Annotated in this window: 17 protein-coding genes; 7 read left to right on the forward strand and 10 right to left on the reverse strand. The window is 69.0% G+C overall.

Features of this window, described 5'->3' with window-relative positions:
* Window positions 1-9: 9 nt before the first annotated feature.
* Window positions 10-783: a hypothetical protein gene (locus E5679_RS11405; RefSeq protein WP_138415888.1), complete on the reverse strand. Its 774-nt coding sequence runs from the start codon at window positions 781-783 to the stop codon at window positions 10-12.
* A gap of 10 nt (window positions 784-793) precedes the next feature.
* On the reverse strand, window positions 794-1,582 hold the full coding sequence (locus tag E5679_RS11410) for a helix-turn-helix domain-containing protein (RefSeq protein ID WP_212746934.1): 789 nt from the start codon (window positions 1,580-1,582) through the stop codon (window positions 794-796).
* Window positions 1,583-1,646: 64 nt separating this feature from the next.
* Between E5679_RS11410 and E5679_RS11415 the strand changes: the two genes are divergently transcribed.
* A complete protein-coding gene (locus E5679_RS11415) occupies window positions 1,647-2,174 on the forward strand; it encodes a VOC family protein (protein ID WP_138415890.1) in 528 nt (175 codons plus the stop codon).
* Between the two features lie 12 nt (window positions 2,175-2,186).
* Here the strand turns inward: E5679_RS11415 and E5679_RS11420 are convergent, their stop codons facing one another.
* Window positions 2,187-3,020, reverse strand: coding sequence for an oxidoreductase (locus tag E5679_RS11420; RefSeq protein WP_138415892.1), 834 nt, complete (start codon window positions 3,018-3,020; stop codon window positions 2,187-2,189).
* A 114-nt stretch (window positions 3,021-3,134) separates the two neighbouring features.
* On the opposite strand from E5679_RS11420, the gene E5679_RS11425 reads away from it, so the two are divergent.
* A complete protein-coding gene (locus tag E5679_RS11425; RefSeq protein ID WP_138415894.1) occupies window positions 3,135-4,709 on the forward strand; it encodes a Na+/H+ antiporter in 1,575 nt (524 codons plus the stop codon).
* On the opposite strand, the gene E5679_RS11430 is transcribed toward E5679_RS11425, so the two are convergent.
* Window positions 4,624-5,598 (reverse strand): DMT family transporter, encoded by a 975-nt coding sequence (locus tag E5679_RS11430; protein ID WP_249336081.1) that lies wholly within the window; start codon window positions 5,596-5,598, stop codon window positions 4,624-4,626. The two genes, E5679_RS11425 and E5679_RS11430, sit on opposite strands and share 86 nt — an antisense overlap.
* Complete coding sequence (locus tag E5679_RS11435; protein ID WP_138415898.1) at window positions 5,595-6,080, reverse strand: 2'-5' RNA ligase family protein; 486 nt, start codon at window positions 6,078-6,080, stop codon at window positions 5,595-5,597. The genes E5679_RS11430 and E5679_RS11435 overlap by 4 nt, the downstream gene beginning before the upstream one ends.
* A 57-nt stretch (window positions 6,081-6,137) precedes the next feature.
* Here E5679_RS11435 and E5679_RS11440 point away from each other — a divergent pair, with 57 nt between their 5' ends.
* Entirely contained in the window at window positions 6,138-7,061 is a 924-nt protein-coding gene (locus E5679_RS11440) for a D-isomer specific 2-hydroxyacid dehydrogenase family protein (RefSeq protein WP_138415900.1), read from the forward strand.
* Window positions 7,062-7,095: 34 nt separating this feature from the next.
* Here E5679_RS11440 and E5679_RS11445 read toward each other — a convergent pair whose 3' ends face one another.
* Complete coding sequence (locus tag E5679_RS11445) at window positions 7,096-8,064, reverse strand: NAD-dependent epimerase/dehydratase family protein (RefSeq protein ID WP_138415902.1); 969 nt, start codon at window positions 8,062-8,064, stop codon at window positions 7,096-7,098.
* 126 nt (window positions 8,065-8,190) lie between these two features.
* Between E5679_RS11445 and E5679_RS11450 the strand changes: the two genes are divergently transcribed.
* Both E5679_RS11450 and arfA read left to right on the forward strand, forming a co-directional pair.
* Window positions 8,191-8,508: an STAS domain-containing protein gene (locus E5679_RS11450; RefSeq protein WP_249336082.1), complete on the forward strand. Its 318-nt coding sequence runs from the start codon at window positions 8,191-8,193 to the stop codon at window positions 8,506-8,508.
* Window positions 8,509-10,035 carry an arabinosylfuranosidase ArfA gene (gene arfA / locus E5679_RS11455; protein WP_138415904.1) on the forward strand — a complete coding sequence of 509 codons (1,527 nt, stop codon included), beginning with the start codon at window positions 8,509-8,511 and terminating at the stop codon, window positions 10,033-10,035.
* On the opposite strand, the gene E5679_RS11460 is transcribed toward arfA, so the two are convergent.
* The 3 genes from E5679_RS11460 to E5679_RS11470 all read right to left on the reverse strand — a co-directional run bounded on the left by E5679_RS11460 (window position 10,013) and on the right by E5679_RS11470 (window position 12,219).
* On the reverse strand, window positions 10,013-10,336 hold the full coding sequence (locus tag E5679_RS11460) for a hypothetical protein (RefSeq protein WP_138415906.1): 324 nt from the start codon (window positions 10,334-10,336) through the stop codon (window positions 10,013-10,015). The two genes, arfA and E5679_RS11460, sit on opposite strands and share 23 nt — an antisense overlap.
* A 76-nt stretch (window positions 10,337-10,412) precedes the next feature.
* Window positions 10,413-10,724: a YciI family protein gene (locus E5679_RS11465; RefSeq protein WP_138415908.1), complete on the reverse strand. Its 312-nt coding sequence runs from the start codon at window positions 10,722-10,724 to the stop codon at window positions 10,413-10,415.
* A gap of 10 nt (window positions 10,725-10,734) precedes the next feature.
* Window positions 10,735-12,219, reverse strand: a complete 1,485-nt coding sequence (locus E5679_RS11470; RefSeq protein WP_249336083.1) for a multicopper oxidase family protein — start codon at window positions 12,217-12,219, stop codon at window positions 10,735-10,737.
* A 43-nt stretch (window positions 12,220-12,262) separates the two neighbouring features.
* Between E5679_RS11470 and E5679_RS11475 the strand changes: the two genes are divergently transcribed.
* Complete coding sequence (locus E5679_RS11475; protein WP_138415913.1) at window positions 12,263-12,964, forward strand: NUDIX hydrolase; 702 nt, start codon at window positions 12,263-12,265, stop codon at window positions 12,962-12,964.
* Here E5679_RS11475 and E5679_RS11480 read toward each other — a convergent pair.
* Window positions 12,961-14,259: an aminotransferase-like domain-containing protein gene (locus E5679_RS11480; RefSeq protein WP_249336084.1), complete on the reverse strand. Its 1,299-nt coding sequence runs from the start codon at window positions 14,257-14,259 to the stop codon at window positions 12,961-12,963. The two genes, E5679_RS11475 and E5679_RS11480, sit on opposite strands and share 4 nt — an antisense overlap.
* An 80-nt stretch (window positions 14,260-14,339) precedes the next feature.
* Here E5679_RS11480 and E5679_RS11485 point away from each other — a divergent pair, with 80 nt between their 5' ends.
* Window positions 14,340-14,804, forward strand: coding sequence for an SRPBCC family protein (locus E5679_RS11485; protein ID WP_138415915.1), 465 nt, complete (start codon window positions 14,340-14,342; stop codon window positions 14,802-14,804).
* Window position 14,805: the final 1 nt, after the last annotated feature.

A 14,805-nucleotide genomic window follows, 5' to 3' on the forward strand; every position in this document is an offset into this window, starting at 1 on the left:
GTCAGATCCTCAGAATTCGCCCTCCTCAAGCAGCCCTGCGAGGTAGGCCGGGAAGCGCCAGCCTGCGAAGAATCCGAGGGCCTCGACCCAGCTCGCCTCGGTTTCGGCGTCGGCGGAGGCGCCGGCAGCTGTCATCGATGTCGTGAGACTGCCGAGGCGATTGGCGAGGACGGTCAGGTGGGCGGCGGTGGCGGCCAGGTCGCCGTCGTCCGCTGTGCCGCCGCGCACGGCATCGGCGAGGTGCACGCGGCACAGCCCGCCCTCGCTCCCCGGCAGGCACGCGGGGCACGCGCGGGGAGCCCACTCGTCAATAGTCGCGGAACACCAGCGGCGTGTGTGGTGGAGGAGGTTCGCCTCTGCGGCCAGTTCGTCGCTGTTGGAGTTGGCGTACCCCAGAGCGAAGCCGTCGCGCGAGGGGAGGTCGAGCTGGGTGCAGAGGTAGCAGCGGCGGGCAGGAAGGAGCACCGCCTCCGGGCGGCGGCCCCAGCCTCGAGGCAGCACGAGCTTGCGGGCGAGCTGTCGGCACAGGTCCTCGTAGAGGACACTCACGTCGAACGGCTGGTGGCCCCCGCGGCCCCCGACCCCGGCCTCCCACAGCTCGATCTCCACGACGGCGTAGGCCCACGTGTGCCTTGGGCAGAATCCGAGAGAGGCCCATAGCCAGGCGCGCATGGCCGCGTTCATGATGTCGCCGTGGACGAAGGCCCACAGGAGGCGCACCTCCTCGCTCGAGAGCCGGAGGGGCGCGGCCGGCAGCAGCCCGGGAGACTCGGGGAGGGCCATGGCAGCGACTCTACCCCGGCAGCCTCGCGTACTCGCGTGGCGTCAGGCCAAGCACCGCGCGGAAGTCGCGCGTGAGGTGCGATTGGTCCGCGTACCCGAGTTCCTGGGCGATCTCTGCGAGAGGCGCGTCGGGGTCGAGGCGCAGCCACTCGGCGGCCAGCTGGATCCGACGGCGGCGCATGAGCGCGGCGGGCGTCAGCCCGAGGTAGTCGGCGGCGAGTCGTTCGAGCGTGCGCTGGGAGGCGCCCATCGCGCGGGCGAGATCCGGTACCCGGAGCAGGCTGGCGTCGCTGTCCGCGAGGTCGGCCATGCGGTTGGCCTCGAGGGCCCGGGGATCCGCTTCCGGCACCCGGTCAGTGACCCAGCGGGCAACGACGTCAATCGCCTCCCTGAATCGCTTCTCTGCGGGTGCATGGCTGGCTATAGCGCGGGCGACGGCGGCGTGCAGCTCGGGCTCGTCGAGGTCCCGGGCGCCGTTAACGAAACGAGTCGGGCAATCCGTGATGAGCGGCGTCGCCGCGGGGCGCAACAGGGCTCCGACGGCCCACCCAGAGCCTTCGAGGACACGCGTCCCCGACGCGGTCGATGGACCGTAGGCCGCAGCCCGGTCGGGCTCCACCACGAGGTTGATGACCGGATACCCGAGCACCAGCTGGCGCGACTGCTCGCCGTCCGGCAGCGACCACTCCACGATCCAGAAGTGCTTGATCGCATGCTCCGACCCCGCCGGAGGCGGGATGCGGACTATCGGCGCGCGCGGATCCGGGGTGAGCTGTCCCCGGGACTTCGACTCCTCCACGCGAACGATCCTAGTGTCGCGTTTCTTCAAGAGCTGCCGTCTCCGGGTTGGCTAGCGTGGGGCCATGAGCGAAGAGATCCAGGCTGCACACGGTGAGCACACCATCAACGGGACCCCACGCGGATCCACGTCCCTCACGCCCTTCATCGTGGTGGACGGAGCCGATGCCGCGATCCGCTTCTACGAGTCGGTCTTCCGGGCGAGGCTGCTGAGCCGCACCGACTTCCCCGGCCAGGATGGGTCGCCGATCGTGGCCCACGCCGTCCTCGACTTCGGCAACGGCCGCCTCGAGCTAGGTGATCCCAATCCCGCCTACCACCTCGTCCTGCCGCCCGCGGGCGACGACGACTGCCTGTCGCTCGGCGTCTACCTCCCCGACGTCGACGCCGCCGTCGAACGTGCGGTCGCAGCCGGTGCGGTTCTGCGTGAACCAGCCACGACGTTCGTCACCGGCGACCGTTACGCGAGCATCCGGGACCCGTTCGGCATCCGCTGGTCCGTGATGACCAGGGTCGAGGACGTCTCCGACGAGGAAGCGGCGCGCCGGGTGGCCGAGTGGGCCGAGTCGATGCAGGTCGGCGACCGCTCCTGACGCTCCTGACGCTCAGGAGTCGAAGCCGGTCCCCGCGCTGACCGTCTCCCACGCGTCGACCTCGCTTGCCTGGGCCGCGGCCGTCGCGCGGTACGCGGCGAGGGCATCCTGGCCCAGCAGGAGGAACTGCGGGGTCTTCTCGGCCTCGACGGCGGCGATGATCGCCGCTGCGGCCTTCGCGGGATCGCCGGGCTGGGTGCCGTGCACCGTGTCGTGCTCCTTGCGGCGCTTGCCCGCGGTCTCCGCGTAATCCCCGATCGCCTCGTCGGACTGAGTCAGCGAGCGACCGGCGAAGTCCGTGCGGAAACCGCCGGGTTCGACGACCGTCACGGTGATGCCGAGGGGCTCGAGTTCCTTGTGGGCGGACCCTGAGATTCCCTCGAGGGCGGCCTTGCTCGCGGCGTAGTAGCCGGAGCCCGGAGGGCAGATGCGCGCCCCGATCGAGGAGATGTTCACGATCGCCCCCTCACGCCGTTCGCGCATGCCAGGCAGCACGGCCTTCATCATGGCGACCGGGCCGAAGACGTTGGTCGCGAAGAGCCGCTGGATGTCGCCGTCGTCGCCCTCTTCCACGGCCGCGCGGTAGCCGTACCCGGCGTTGTTCACCAGCACGTCGACTCCTCCGAAACGCTGCTCCGCCTGCTGGACAGCTGCGGCGACCTGGGCGGGATCGGTGACGTCGAGGCGCAGGGGGAGCGCAGTCTCCGGGTGTTCGGCGGCCAAGTCTTGGACGCTGGCGACATCGCGGGCAGTGACGACGGCGTTGTCTCCCTTCGCGAGGACGGCTTCGGCGAGCGCGCGACCGAGGCCAGTGGAGCATCCGGTGATGAGCCAAGTAGTAGACATGCCCTTCACGCTACGGGCCGCCGACCATCCGAGGGAGGCCCTGTCAGTACATGGTTCGGGGGTACCCCCGGGAGCCTAGAATCGGCTAGCGGCTGTTCGATCCGGAGGTGGGTCATGCTCGGTCTTGAGCTCGTCGTTGCCCTGGGGGCCGCGGTCGTCTTGGGGAGCGTCGCGGCCGAGAGGATGCGCGTCGCTCAACCGGTCCTGCTCCTCGTGAGCGGGCTCCTGCTCAGCTTCATCCCAGCCTTCCGGCACGTGGGCCTGCCGCCCCAGGTCGTTCTCCTCCTGTTCCTCCCCGCGCTCCTCTACTGGGAGAGCCTGACGACCTCGCTGCGCGAGATCCGACGCTTCATCCGCGGCATCATGCTGAGCAGCACGCTCCTCGTCGTCGTCACCGCCGCGACCGTCGCCGCCGTCGCGCATTCCCTCGGGCTCGACTGGGGACCAGCCTGGATCGTCGGTGCCGCCGTCGCGCCCACGGACGCCACCGCCGTCGCCGCCCTCGGCCGCACGCTCGCACGACGGCAGATCACTGTCCTCCGAGCCGAGAGCCTCATCAACGACGGCACCGCGCTCGTCATCTACGGCGTCGCGCTGTCGTCCGCGACGGGCGGCGGCGGTTTCGAACCGCTCCTCGTCACAGCCGAATTCGTGTATTCGTTCGTGGGCGGGGCGGCCGTAGGCCTGGCAGTCGGCTGGGTAATGCTCGCTCTGCGCCGGCGAATCGGCAATCCACTGTATGGGAATGCGTTCACGCTGCTCACCCCTTTTGTGGCGTTCCTCTGCGCGGAGCTCGCGCACGCCTCGGCGGTTCTCGCCGTCGTCGCCTGCGGGCTGTATCTCTCGCAGGCGGCACCGCTCGCCATCTCCGCCTATACACGCCAGCAGACGGGAGCGGTGTGGACGCTCGCGAGCTTCCTGCTGAACGGCGCGCTGTTCGTGCTCGTGGGAATCCAGCTCCCGGCCGCCGTCGAGGGTCTGACGAGCGCCGCCCTCACGAGCGCCCTTCTGGTCGGGGCTGCCGTGTACGTGACGATTCTGGTGACGCGCCTCGGTGTGCTGATCCTGTCCGCCTACATCATCCGTGCCATCGACCGCCGCCCGTACCAACGTCAGCTCCGGACCACGAACCGTGCGCGGGTCGTGAGCACCTTTGCGGGCTTCCGCGGGGCCGTTTCGCTCGCGGTCGCGCTGTCGATTCCCGACGGCGGCGGTGTCCCGGCCCGCGATGCCATTGTCTTCATCACGGCGTTCGTGGTGGTCGCCTCGCTGGTGATGCAGGGCTTCGCGCTGCCGAAGGTCATCCGGTGGGCGCACATCCCCGTGGACACATCAGTCAAGGAGGAGCTTGTGCTCGCGCAACGGACGATGGCCGAGGAGGCCTTCTCTGCCATGCCTCGTCTGGCGCGCGAACTCGGCATCGCGGACGACGTCGTGGAACGCATCCGCGTCGAGTACGCCGACCACCTTTCCGAGATGAGTGCGCAGTACGGCGCGAACGACGACGATCCAGCCGTGCTCCGTTCACGCCAGTACTCGCAGCTTCGCCTCGCCTTGATAACGCACAAGCGCGCGACCGTTGTGCGGCTTCGGGACACGCGCGTCATCGACGACACGGTTCTGCGTCAGATCCAGTCCCTGCTCGATGTCGAGGAAGTCCGTCTCGTCCGTCCGCAGCAGAGCGAGTAGAGGTCCGGTTCGTCAGCACGACTCCGGCGAGGACGACGACGCCGCCGACCAGTTTCGCCACCGTGAATGCCCCACCCGTGATCAGCGTGAACACCGCGGTGAAGACGGTGATGAGGTTGAGGAACACGCCGGCGCGACCCGCCGGAATCACAGTGAGGGCGCGGTTCCACAGTAGGTACGAGAGCACGGACGGGAAGATCGCGATGAAGGCGAGGGCCGCAGCCGACTCCGCGGTCGTAGGCAACTGCAGACTACGGGTCGCGGCGGCGAGAGGGCCGAGGACGACGACGGCCACGGTCGCCTGGGCAGCTGTCGACGTGATCGGTGGGAGAGGCGGAGCAAGGCGTCCCGTGACGGTGTAGGCCGTCCACGCGCAGATGGCGGCCACCATGAGCAGGTTGCCCGCGGTGGGACCCAGGGTGGCGAGGGCGAGGAGATTCCCGTTGCTGATGACGAGCAGCACTCCGACAAGAGCCACGACGATGCCGAGGGAACCCGCAGCCGTGAGGCGCTCCCGGAGGAAGGCGACGGCCGCGAGCGTGATGAGTGCTGGGTTGAACGCGTTGATGAGGGCAGCCGAAAGGGCATCGGTGTGCTCGAGGGCGGCGTACAGGAGCAGGTTGTAGCCCGCGAGGCCGAACGCGCTGAGGGCCAGCAGCCACGGCCAGGCTCGAAGGACGCGTCGCCAATCCGGTCGTTCGAGGACCTGGGCGAGGACCACAAGCGGGATCACCGCGATAGCCCAGCGAAGGAACACGAGGCTGAGGGGATTGAGCGCGTGGACGGCGGCCGCGCCCACGACGTAGTTGCCCGCCCAGAACAGGGTGGCGGCGAGCAGGGACACGATGGCAGTGGTTCGAGGGTGACGACTCACCGATGTGGAACTCACTGAATCGATTTTAGAAGACTCGCCACCGCTACCACTTGGGGGCGTCCTGGTCCGGGGCCCGGTTCCATGTCGACGAGCGCGACCTGGGCCAAGCGGATCTGTGCGCCCTCCTCAGCGGCGCCGCGCGTCGTCGTCGTGATGTGGGGCCGGAAGCCGTCGCCGGCGTAGCGGGGCGAATCGAAGGCAACGCCCAACGGCGCAAGCGCGTCGGAGAGGGCGTCGTGGAGCGCGCGGACGGCGGAGGACTCGACGAGCGCGGCCGGGGTATCGTGCCGGAGCCCGAACAGTTCCGGCGGACCGACGACGACGTTGATCGCCGTGTGCGCGGAGGCAACCTCTCCGAGGCGGTCGGCGAGCATCGCCGTCGTCGCCTCGGTGGAGAATACCGGGGTGACGGTGATGTGAAGTGGCCAGTTCCGCACCGCGTAGCGTTCGCCGACGTCCATTGGGTCGAGCGGGAGGACGACGGCGAAGCGGTGCACCTCCCGATCTTAGGTGCATCTCCCGATCTTCAGGGCCCGCTGGTTAGGCTGGGCACCATGACCACCACACCCCGGATTGCGATCCACGGCGACGTCCTCCCGTTCCTCACCGACGCCATCGCGGCGGGTGGTGGCGCCGTCGTCGGACTTGACGGCCAGCCGGAGGGCCTCGTGCTGGACCACGGCAACGACAAGCACGTGCTTCACGCCATCCTCGATTCGACGCCGTCGATCCGCTGGGTGCAGCTCCCTTCGGCGGGGATCGAGTCGTACGCGAATGCCCTCGCCGCGCACCCGGACAAGATCTGGACGAGCGCAAAGGGTGCCTACGCGAAGCCCGTCGCAGAGCACGCGCTTGCGCTCACCCTCGCGCTGTATCGCCACCTCCCGGAGCGGGTCGTGGCGCGGAGCTGGGGCGAGGCGGCGGGGACCTCACTCCACGGCCTGACAGCAGTGGTCATCGGCGCGGGCGGAATCGGCCTTGAGCTCCTCCGGCTCTTCGCGGCGTTCGATATGGAGGTGGACATCGTGCGGCGCACCGAGACGCCCGTCCCCGGCGCGCGGCGGACGACGACGGCGGACCATCTCGCCGAGCTGCTCCCCGAGGCCGACGTCGTCGTGGTCGCCGCCGCGCTCACGCCCGGAACGTCGAAGCTCATCGGCGAGGCCGAGCTCGCGGTGATGAAGCCAGGTTCAGTGCTCGTCAACATCGCCCGCGGGGGCCTCGTGGACACCGACGCCCTTGTGGCTGCCCTTGCCGAGGGCCGCATCCTCGGCGCTGGCCTCGACGTGACCGACCCAGAGCCGCTGCCCGACGGCCATCCGCTGTGGGACGAGCCGCGCGCCCTCATCACGCCGCACACGGCAGACACCCTCGAGATGATCCGCCCGCTCCTCGGCGAACGCGTGGAGATCAACGTGCGGCACCTCTCCATGGGCCTGCCGCTCGAGGGGCTCGTGGACGCCCGCGCGGGGTACTGACTCCACGAGCACCGAGCCCAAGGGGTACTGAGTCCTAGAAGTCCTGCCCGTCCACCTCGGCCTGACCGTGCTCGACGAGCCAGCGCAGTGCTTCCTTGAGCGCCTCGAGCGACGAGTACCGCGGGGAATAGCCGAGCACGTCGCGGGCCCGGGCGATGCTCGCCGCGATGCTGCGCTCGACGTGCGCGCGGGTCGTGGCCGCGTGGTCGGTGCCGTAGCGGCGCTCGAGCTCCGCGTCGTCCACGAAGTCGAGCCGCGGCTCGCGGCCGAACCACCCGGCCACCCCGTCGGCGAGCCCCCGCAAGGTCATCGCCTGCTCGGAGACGACGTGGAAGCTCGAGCCGATGGCGGCAGGGCGGCTGAGGGCGAGTTCGAAGGCCCGCGCGACGTCGTCCGCGTGGACGTGGTGGAGCACGCCGAGGCCGCGGTCGGGGAGGGCGAGCGGCTCGCCGAGCGCGAGGGCGCGCCACACGCGGGGGTCGAGGTTGCCCGCCGGAGTGATGACGTGCCAGCCGGGCCCGGTGATGTGGCCCGGATGCAGGACCACGGACGGTACGCCGCCCGTCCTGGTCTCACGGTGGAGCAGGCGTTCGATCGCCGCCTTGCCTGTCCCATAGTCGCCATAGGGGGTGCGCGGTTCGTCCTCGGTGAGAGGCACGCGCTTGGCCGGCCCGTGCACCCAGATGGTCCCGCAGTGCACGAGCAGCGGCCGCTGCGGCCGGAGGGCCTCGACGAGGTGCTGGGCGGACTCCGGGGTGAAGCACACGAGGTCGATCACCGCATCCGCCTCCAGCGAGGCGATGCGCTGACCGAAGCTGCCGTTCGCCTCTTCCTCTGACCGGTCGGCCGCCACACGTTCGACGGAGGCCCATTCGGCCGCCTGGTGGTACGGCTCGCGATGCCCTCGGCTCACGGCAACCACCTGGTGGCCAGCGCGGACAAGCCGGGGGACCAGATAGGAACCGATGTGACCAGTGGCGCCGATGACGACTATCCGAGACATGGACGGCCCTTTCCGATAGGGGGCGTAGTTGGCCATGCTACGCGGAGGGCGGGGAACGGTGGCGGATCGTCGCCGTCCACCAGTAGTCTGAGCACCTACTCAGTGGCTGCTCGGGGAGGAACGGTCATGATTGCGGTCTCCGTGGAGGAGCGCGAGGGCTTCGCCGAGGTCATTGTGAGGGGTCGGCTGACGATGTCCGGCGTGGGGCATCTGACGAGCGCTGTGTCGGACGCGATCAGGCAGGGACACCGGCTGCTCGTGCTCAACATGCGCGAGACCGAGTTCATGGATTCCTCCGGTCTCGGCGCGATGGTGGGCTGCCTCAAGGCGGCGCGCGAGGCTGGGGGAGACCTCCGGCTCGGCAAGGTCAGCGACCAGGTCGGCGCGGTGCTGGTCCGGACGAACGTGGACCGGGTCTTCGCACCGCACCTGAGCGGCGCGTAAGTGGCGGCCGGGCGTGCGCGGGTCACAGGTAACCCGGCGTTCGTCGTGGGCCCGGTGCGCCGGGAGACTTTCGGGGCCTTCGTGGAGCATCTGGGCCGCTGCGTCTACACCGGCATCTATGAGCCCGGGCACCCCACTGCGGACGACTCCGGCTGGAGGCGCGACGTGCTTGACCTCGTGCGCGAGCTCGGCGTGGGCCTGGTCCGCTATCCAGGCGGGAACTTCGTCTCGGGCTACCGCTGGGAGGACGGGATCGGGCCGAAGCAGGACCGCCCGACACGCTTGGACCTCGCGTGGCATTCCACCGAGACGAATCAGGTGGGTCTCGATGACTTCATGGACTGGTGTGCCAAGGCGGGCGTCGAGCCGATGCTCGCCGTCAACCTCGGCACCCGGGGCGTCCAGGAGGCTCTGGACATCCTCGAATACTGCAACCATCCGGGAGGCACCGCGCTCTCGGACCTGAGGCGGAAGAACGGCATTGACGCGCCGCACGGGGTCCGCTTCTGGTGCCTTGGGAACGAGATGGACGGCGAGTGGCAGATCGGCCACAAGCCCGCCGCCGAATACGCGCGGCTGGCCGCGACTACCGCTCGCGCCATGCGGATGGCCGACGACGGCCTGAGGCTCGTCGCGTGCGGCAGCTCCAACTCTGCCATGGCCACCTTCGGGGAGTGGGAGCGCGAGGTGCTCTCCGAGGCGTATGAGGTGGTCGACTTTGTGTCTGCCCACCACTATTTCGAGAACGCAGGGGTCCTCGAAGACCACCTCGCGGCGGGCCTTGTCATGGATCGGTTCATCCGGGACATCGTGGCACACGTCGACCATGTGAAGAGCGTCCGGAAGTCGTCGAAGGTCGTGAACATCTCCTTCGACGAGTGGAACGTCTGGCACATGAACAGTCCGCGGACGCCGCTGCCGTCCGGCGACGACTGGCCGGAGGCCCCCGAGCTCCTCGAGGACCTCTACACAGTCGCTGACGCAGTCGTCGTCGGGGATCTCCTCATCACGCTCCTGAACCACACCGATCGCGTCCACGCGGCGTGCCTAGCGCAGCTCGTCAACGTCATCGCCCCGATCATGACCTGCCCCGGCGGCGCGGCCTGGAAGCAGACCATCTTCCACCCGTTCGCGCTCACGTCCGCCCACGCGCGAGGCACGGTGCTCAGGCTCGCCGTCGTGTCGCCGTCGTTCGCCTCGCCCAGGCACGGCGAGATTCCCGCGCTCTCAGCGGCGGCAACCCACGACCCTGCAAGCGGCGAGGTCGCCGTGTTCGCCGTCAACCGCTCGACGACGGACCCGCTCCACCTCGACGTCGATCTCGGCGGCTTCGGCGGCCTCCAGCTCACCGGGGCGCTCACGTTCACAAGCGACGATCCCCTCTGGCGCGCGAGCGAGCAGGACAGCACGTCCGTGCTGCCGCGTTCCCTGGAAGGGGCAGTGCTCGACGGCGGTCGGCTCGCCGCAGAGCTTGCGCCCATCAGCTGGTCGGTGTTCCGGCTGGTCAGGGGCGCACGCCGCGCCTGAGGGTCCGTCGTCGTCCCCGGCGGGGGACGTGCTGCTTCTCGAGGATCCGCGGAGGCACCTCGAAGGGGAGGTCCCGCGTGAGGATTCCCGAGACGAGGAGGTCTCGGATGAGGGGGCACGGCCAAGGCGCCCCGCAGCCGGCGCAGGGGTCACCGAGGCGCGGTCCGACGGGACGATGGTTCCTCGCGGCCGGTCCCCAGACCTCTGCCTCCACGGCACGGCGCAGAGAGCCGCTCTCTCGCATCCTGCGGAGGCGGCTCAGGATTTCGTCGTAGACATGCTCTGCCAGCAGCGTGCCCATGCCGAGCCCTTACCCCATCGCCCCGAGCAGTCACAGATCCGGGCGGTCACCGAATCCGAGCGGTCAACGACGGGCGCTACTCGTCCTCATCCGACGTGTCGTCCTCGGATTCTTCATCGAACCGGACCGCGTCCCAGCCGAGGATGCGGGGCGTCGCGAGGCCCTCCGTCACGAAAGGGTCGTCTGCGGCGAAACGCTCGGCGTCCTCCCGGTTGGTGAAGAGGCCCATGGAGCCGTTGAGGCTCGGATTTTCGAAGGTCCCGAGGGCTACGAGGCCGCCCCCTGCCGCGCGGAACGCCTCGTAGTAGGCCTTGTGCTGCGGGAACACCTCGCGGAGGCGGGAGACGTCGGCGCCGTCGGGCACGTCGTAGAGAACCACGAATTCCATGTGACGGATCCTAGTGCTGCATGCCCTCCATCGTGAGGCTGGATGGCCCAGTGCCGCTTTCGGTGACCAAGTACTGGCCCATCATGCCCTGGTCCTCATGCGTGAGGATGTGGCAGTGGTACATGTAGGGATGCTGCTCGTCGGCGAACGCAGGCATCTGCATCGCGATCCGCATGCGGTCCCGCGGGAGCACCGGGATCGTGTCCTTCCAGCCGCGCAGGGCCGCAGGCGGCTTGGCGCCATTGACGTCGAGCAGCTGGAACTGCACGCCGTGCACGTGGAAGTTGTGCTGGTAGGCGCTCGTGTTGTCCACGTACCAGACCTCCGTGGCACCCTTGGCCACGACTTCGTCGATCCGGTTCATGTCCATGGTGTGGTTGTTGATGTTCCGGCCGTTGAGCGTGAAGCTCCGGATATGGGCCCCGTGGACATCGATCGCGGGGACCGTCGCGAGCGACGAGGGAGGCGCGGGCGACGGCGTGAGGCTCGCCGATGCGTCGAGCCGCAGGACATCGAAGTCCTTGCCCCCGCCGAACGCGTCGGGCGGGTTCACGGAGCCGAGCTCGGGTGCGAAGGAACGGAGCATGATCTGCTCGCCGGGCTTGAGACTGACGACGATTTCCGCGCGTTCCGCCGGGGAGAGCTGCACCCGGGTGACGGGCGCAGGCGCGGCGAGCAGGCCGCCGTCGGACGCCACGACCTCGAAGAGGCGATTGTCCGCCAAGCCGAAATTGAACCAGCGCCCGTCGCTTGCGTTGAGCAAGCGCAGCCGGACGCGCTCGGCGCTCACCTTGAGGGTCGCGCCGAGGACCCCGTTCGCGGCGATGGAGTTGCCAAGAGTCCCGAGGGAATTCCCCGAGGAGTCGAACGTGAGCTGTCCGTTCGAGTCCAGACGTCGGTCCTGAACGATGACCGGGATGTCGTCGACGCCGTAGGTGTGGGGGAGCCGAGGGGCGTCGGGCTCGTCGATGAGGAACAGGCCCGTGAGGCCGAGGGACACCTGCCGTTCGGTGCTCCCGTGCGGGTGCGGGTGGTACCAGAGCGTTGCCGCAGGCTGGTCGATCGTCCACGCCGGGGATGCGGAGGAGCCGGCGTCGATCATCTGGTGGGGTCCGCCGTCGTCGGCCGCGGGGAGGCGCATGCCGTGGAAGTGGACGGTCGTCGCGTCGCCGAGCTGGTTGTGGAGGTCGACGCGGACCTTTTCACCGCGCGCGGCGCGCAGGGTCGGGCCCAGATAGGAACCGTTGTAGCCCATCGAATCCGCGGGCTTGCCGGGGACGAATTCGTGCTTGCCGCTCTGAGCGTTCAGCGCGAAGACGCGCGTGCCGTCCCGGACCGTCGATTCCGCGAGCGGCGGGATGGGCAGAGCCGCGCCGAATTGGACCTTCGGGACGTCCTCGGGCGCCGCGCAGGAGGTGAGGACTGAGGACAGGGTGGGGGCGAGCACACCGACCGCCGCGCTGGCACGGAGGAACTGGCGGCGGGAAAGAAGCACGCCTTCTAGCGTACGGCGCGTCGAGGCGGGCCATACTGAGTCCATGCCTGAGCCACGGATCCAAGGGGACGCAGCCACGGTGGTCATCCTCCGCGACGGTGCGGCGGGCGTCGAGGTTCTCCTTCTTGAACGGCCGGCGCATGGGTCGTTTGCCGGCGCGTGGGCCTTCCCCGGCGGCCGGGTGGACCCGGAGGACGCGCTTGCGGAGGACGACTTCCCCGACGCCTCCGCGGAGCCCCAGCGCGCTCCGCTCGCCGTCCGCCGGGCGGCAGTCCGGGAAACGCTCGAGGAGACCAACCTCGCCCTCTGGGCCGACTCACTCGTGGATCTCTCCGTCTGGGTCCCGCCTCAGCGCGCGGAGAAGCGCCTCAGAACGTGGTTCTTCCTCGCGAAGGATCCCGGCACGGAGATCCGGCTCAATGATGGCGAGCACGTGGCGTTCGCGTGGGTGGCGCCCGCCGTCGCGCTCGAGCGCCACGCGCGCGGCGAGATGACCCTCTTCCCGCCCACGTGGGTCACCCTTCACGGTCTCCTCGGCTCGGAGACGACGGCCCTCGTGCTCGCCGAAGCGGCGTCGAGGGAACCCGAGCTCTACGCGAGCCTGCAGCTCCTGGCCGACGACGGGCGGGTCGAGGCCGTCCTCTGGTCCGGCGATGCCCAGTACGGCAATCCGGCATCCACGGGGCCGGCCAGGCATCGGCTGCACATGGAGTCGCTGCCGTGGGTATACGAGCGGAAGGCCTAGGCCACCGGCTGCTGGGCGTTGGCCTCGACGGCCGCGGCGATGACCGGCGCGAGGCGCCGGACGCCCTCGTGGATCTGCTCCGGGGAGACTCCACTGAAGGCGAGTCGGAGCTTGCTGCTCGTCTCGTTGCCGGGCGTGAACGCGGCACCCGGGATGAAGACGACTCCGGCGTCGATCGCCTGATACAGGAGGGGATACGTGTCGATCCCCTCGGGAAGGGTGACCCACACGAAGAAGCCGCCGTCCGGCGTCGTCCATTGCGCCTCGGCGGGAAAGTACTCGCCGAGGGCCTGGAGCATTGCCGCGCAGCGCTCGGCGTAGATCGCCCGGGATTCGGCGAGGTAGCTGCGCCAGTCGAACTGGCGGAAGAACTCGGTGACGAGCAGCTGCGTGAGCGTCGACGGGCAGAGCACTACGGCCTCGGCAGCGAGGTAGAAGCGCCGGTAGAGGTGACGGGGCACGAGCGCCCAGCCGAGGCGCACTCCAGGGGAGAAGATCTTGGAGAACGAGCCGCAGTAGATGACGTCATCTGGGTTGTCGGCCCGCAGGGGCGTGATGGGGTGGCCGTCGAAGCGCAGCATGCCGTAGGGGTTGTCCTCGAGGATGAGGATGTTGTGGTCGCGGCAGATGTCGACGATGCGCTGACGCCGCTCCGCAGCGAGCGTGATGCCCGAGGGGTTGTTGAAGCTCGGGATCGTGTAGAGGAGCTTGATGCGCTTGCCCTGGCCCTCGAGTTCGGCGATGCGCGCCTCGAGCTCCTCGGGGATGAGCCCGTCGTCGTCCATGAAGACGGGTTCTACCTGGACCTGGTATGCCTCGAAGGTATTGAGCGCTCCCACGTAGGTGGGGTCCTCGACCAGCACCACATCGCCCGGGTTGCAGAAGACCTTCGCCGCGATGTCCTGGGCGGACTGGGAGCCGGTGGTGACGACGACGTCATCCGGCGACGCTCCAAGGATGCCCTCCTCTGCCATGATCTCGCAGATGAGCTGGCGCAGCTCCTCGGTACCCTTGCCGCCGCCGTAGTGCAGCGCCGTCATGCCGTGCTCCTCGATGACACGCTTCGCGGTGTCGCCCACGAGGTCAAGAGGAAGCTTGCTGAGGCTGGGGGAGCCGCCGGCCAGAGAGACGAGGCCCGGGCGGATGGAGATGTCGAAGACGTCGCGGACAGCCGACTGCTTGATGTTGTGGGCGCGGTCGGAGAAGAGCGCCTCGTGGCGGTGGCTGGCCTCGGCGCGCTCAAGGGCGGTCTGCGTTTCGGCGGTCAGTTCAACCGTGGTGTCCTGTGAAGTCACTCACACAGCCTAGCTGGAAGTTTCCGAATATGCACCCTTTGTTGTTCGGCCTATTGGGCGGATCCGAATACCATGCTCCTATGTCTGCCTATACCGTCACGCGCAGCGCCTTCATCCCTGCCCCGCCCGAGCAGATCTTCCCGTATGTGAACAACCTCCATAACTGGACCCAGTGGTCGCCCTGGGAGGGGACTGACCCCTCGATGGAGAAGACCTATGCCGGCCCGGAGTCCGGGCCGGGCGCGCAGTATGCGTGGCAGGGCAACCGCAAGGTCGGGTCTGGGCGGATGGAGATCGTCGAGTCGAACGAGCCGAGCAGCGTCCGCATCCGCCTCGAATTCCTGAAGCCATGGAAGGCCGTGAACCCGACCGGCTTCACGTTCGAGCCGCAAGCCGGAGGCACCCGCGTGACGTGGTCCCTCGCCGGTGAGACGCGAGGGCTCTCCACGCTGTTCGTGCGCTTCATGAACATGGACAAGATGGTGGGCAAGGACTTCGAGAAGGGGCTCGCCCAGCTCTCGCGGGTCGCGGCGCCGAAGGCGTAGT

Source organism: Sinomonas gamaensis, assembly GCF_005876955.1.
Classification (GTDB): domain Bacteria; phylum Actinomycetota; class Actinomycetes; order Actinomycetales; family Micrococcaceae; genus Sinomonas; species Sinomonas gamaensis.

Excerpts from the sequence above, each read along its gene's own strand:
- E5679_RS11405 (WP_138415888.1), bottom strand. The coding sequence starts at position 783 with ATGGCCCTCCCCGAGTCTCCCGGGCTGCTGCCGGCCGCGCCCCTCCGG.
- E5679_RS11485 (WP_138415915.1), top strand. The coding sequence starts at position 14,340 with ATGTCTGCCTATACCGTCACGCGCAGCGCCTTCATCCCTGCCCCGCCC.
- E5679_RS11460 (WP_138415906.1), bottom strand. The coding sequence starts at position 10,336 with ATGGGCACGCTGCTGGCAGAGCATGTCTACGACGAAATCCTGAGCCGC.
- E5679_RS11475 (WP_138415913.1), top strand. The coding sequence starts at position 12,263 with ATGCCTGAGCCACGGATCCAAGGGGACGCAGCCACGGTGGTCATCCTC.
- E5679_RS11440 (WP_138415900.1), top strand. The coding sequence starts at position 6,138 with ATGACCACCACACCCCGGATTGCGATCCACGGCGACGTCCTCCCGTTC.
- E5679_RS11420 (WP_138415892.1), bottom strand. The coding sequence starts at position 3,020 with ATGTCTACTACTTGGCTCATCACCGGATGCTCCACTGGCCTCGGTCGC.
- E5679_RS11445 (WP_138415902.1), bottom strand. The coding sequence starts at position 8,064 with ATGTCTCGGATAGTCGTCATCGGCGCCACTGGTCACATCGGTTCCTAT.
- E5679_RS11415 (WP_138415890.1), top strand. The coding sequence starts at position 1,647 with ATGAGCGAAGAGATCCAGGCTGCACACGGTGAGCACACCATCAACGGG.
- E5679_RS11450 (WP_249336082.1), top strand. The coding sequence starts at position 8,191 with ATGATTGCGGTCTCCGTGGAGGAGCGCGAGGGCTTCGCCGAGGTCATT.
- E5679_RS11465 (WP_138415908.1), bottom strand. The coding sequence starts at position 10,724 with ATGGAATTCGTGGTTCTCTACGACGTGCCCGACGGCGCCGACGTCTCC.
- E5679_RS11425 (WP_138415894.1), top strand. The coding sequence starts at position 3,135 with ATGCTCGGTCTTGAGCTCGTCGTTGCCCTGGGGGCCGCGGTCGTCTTG.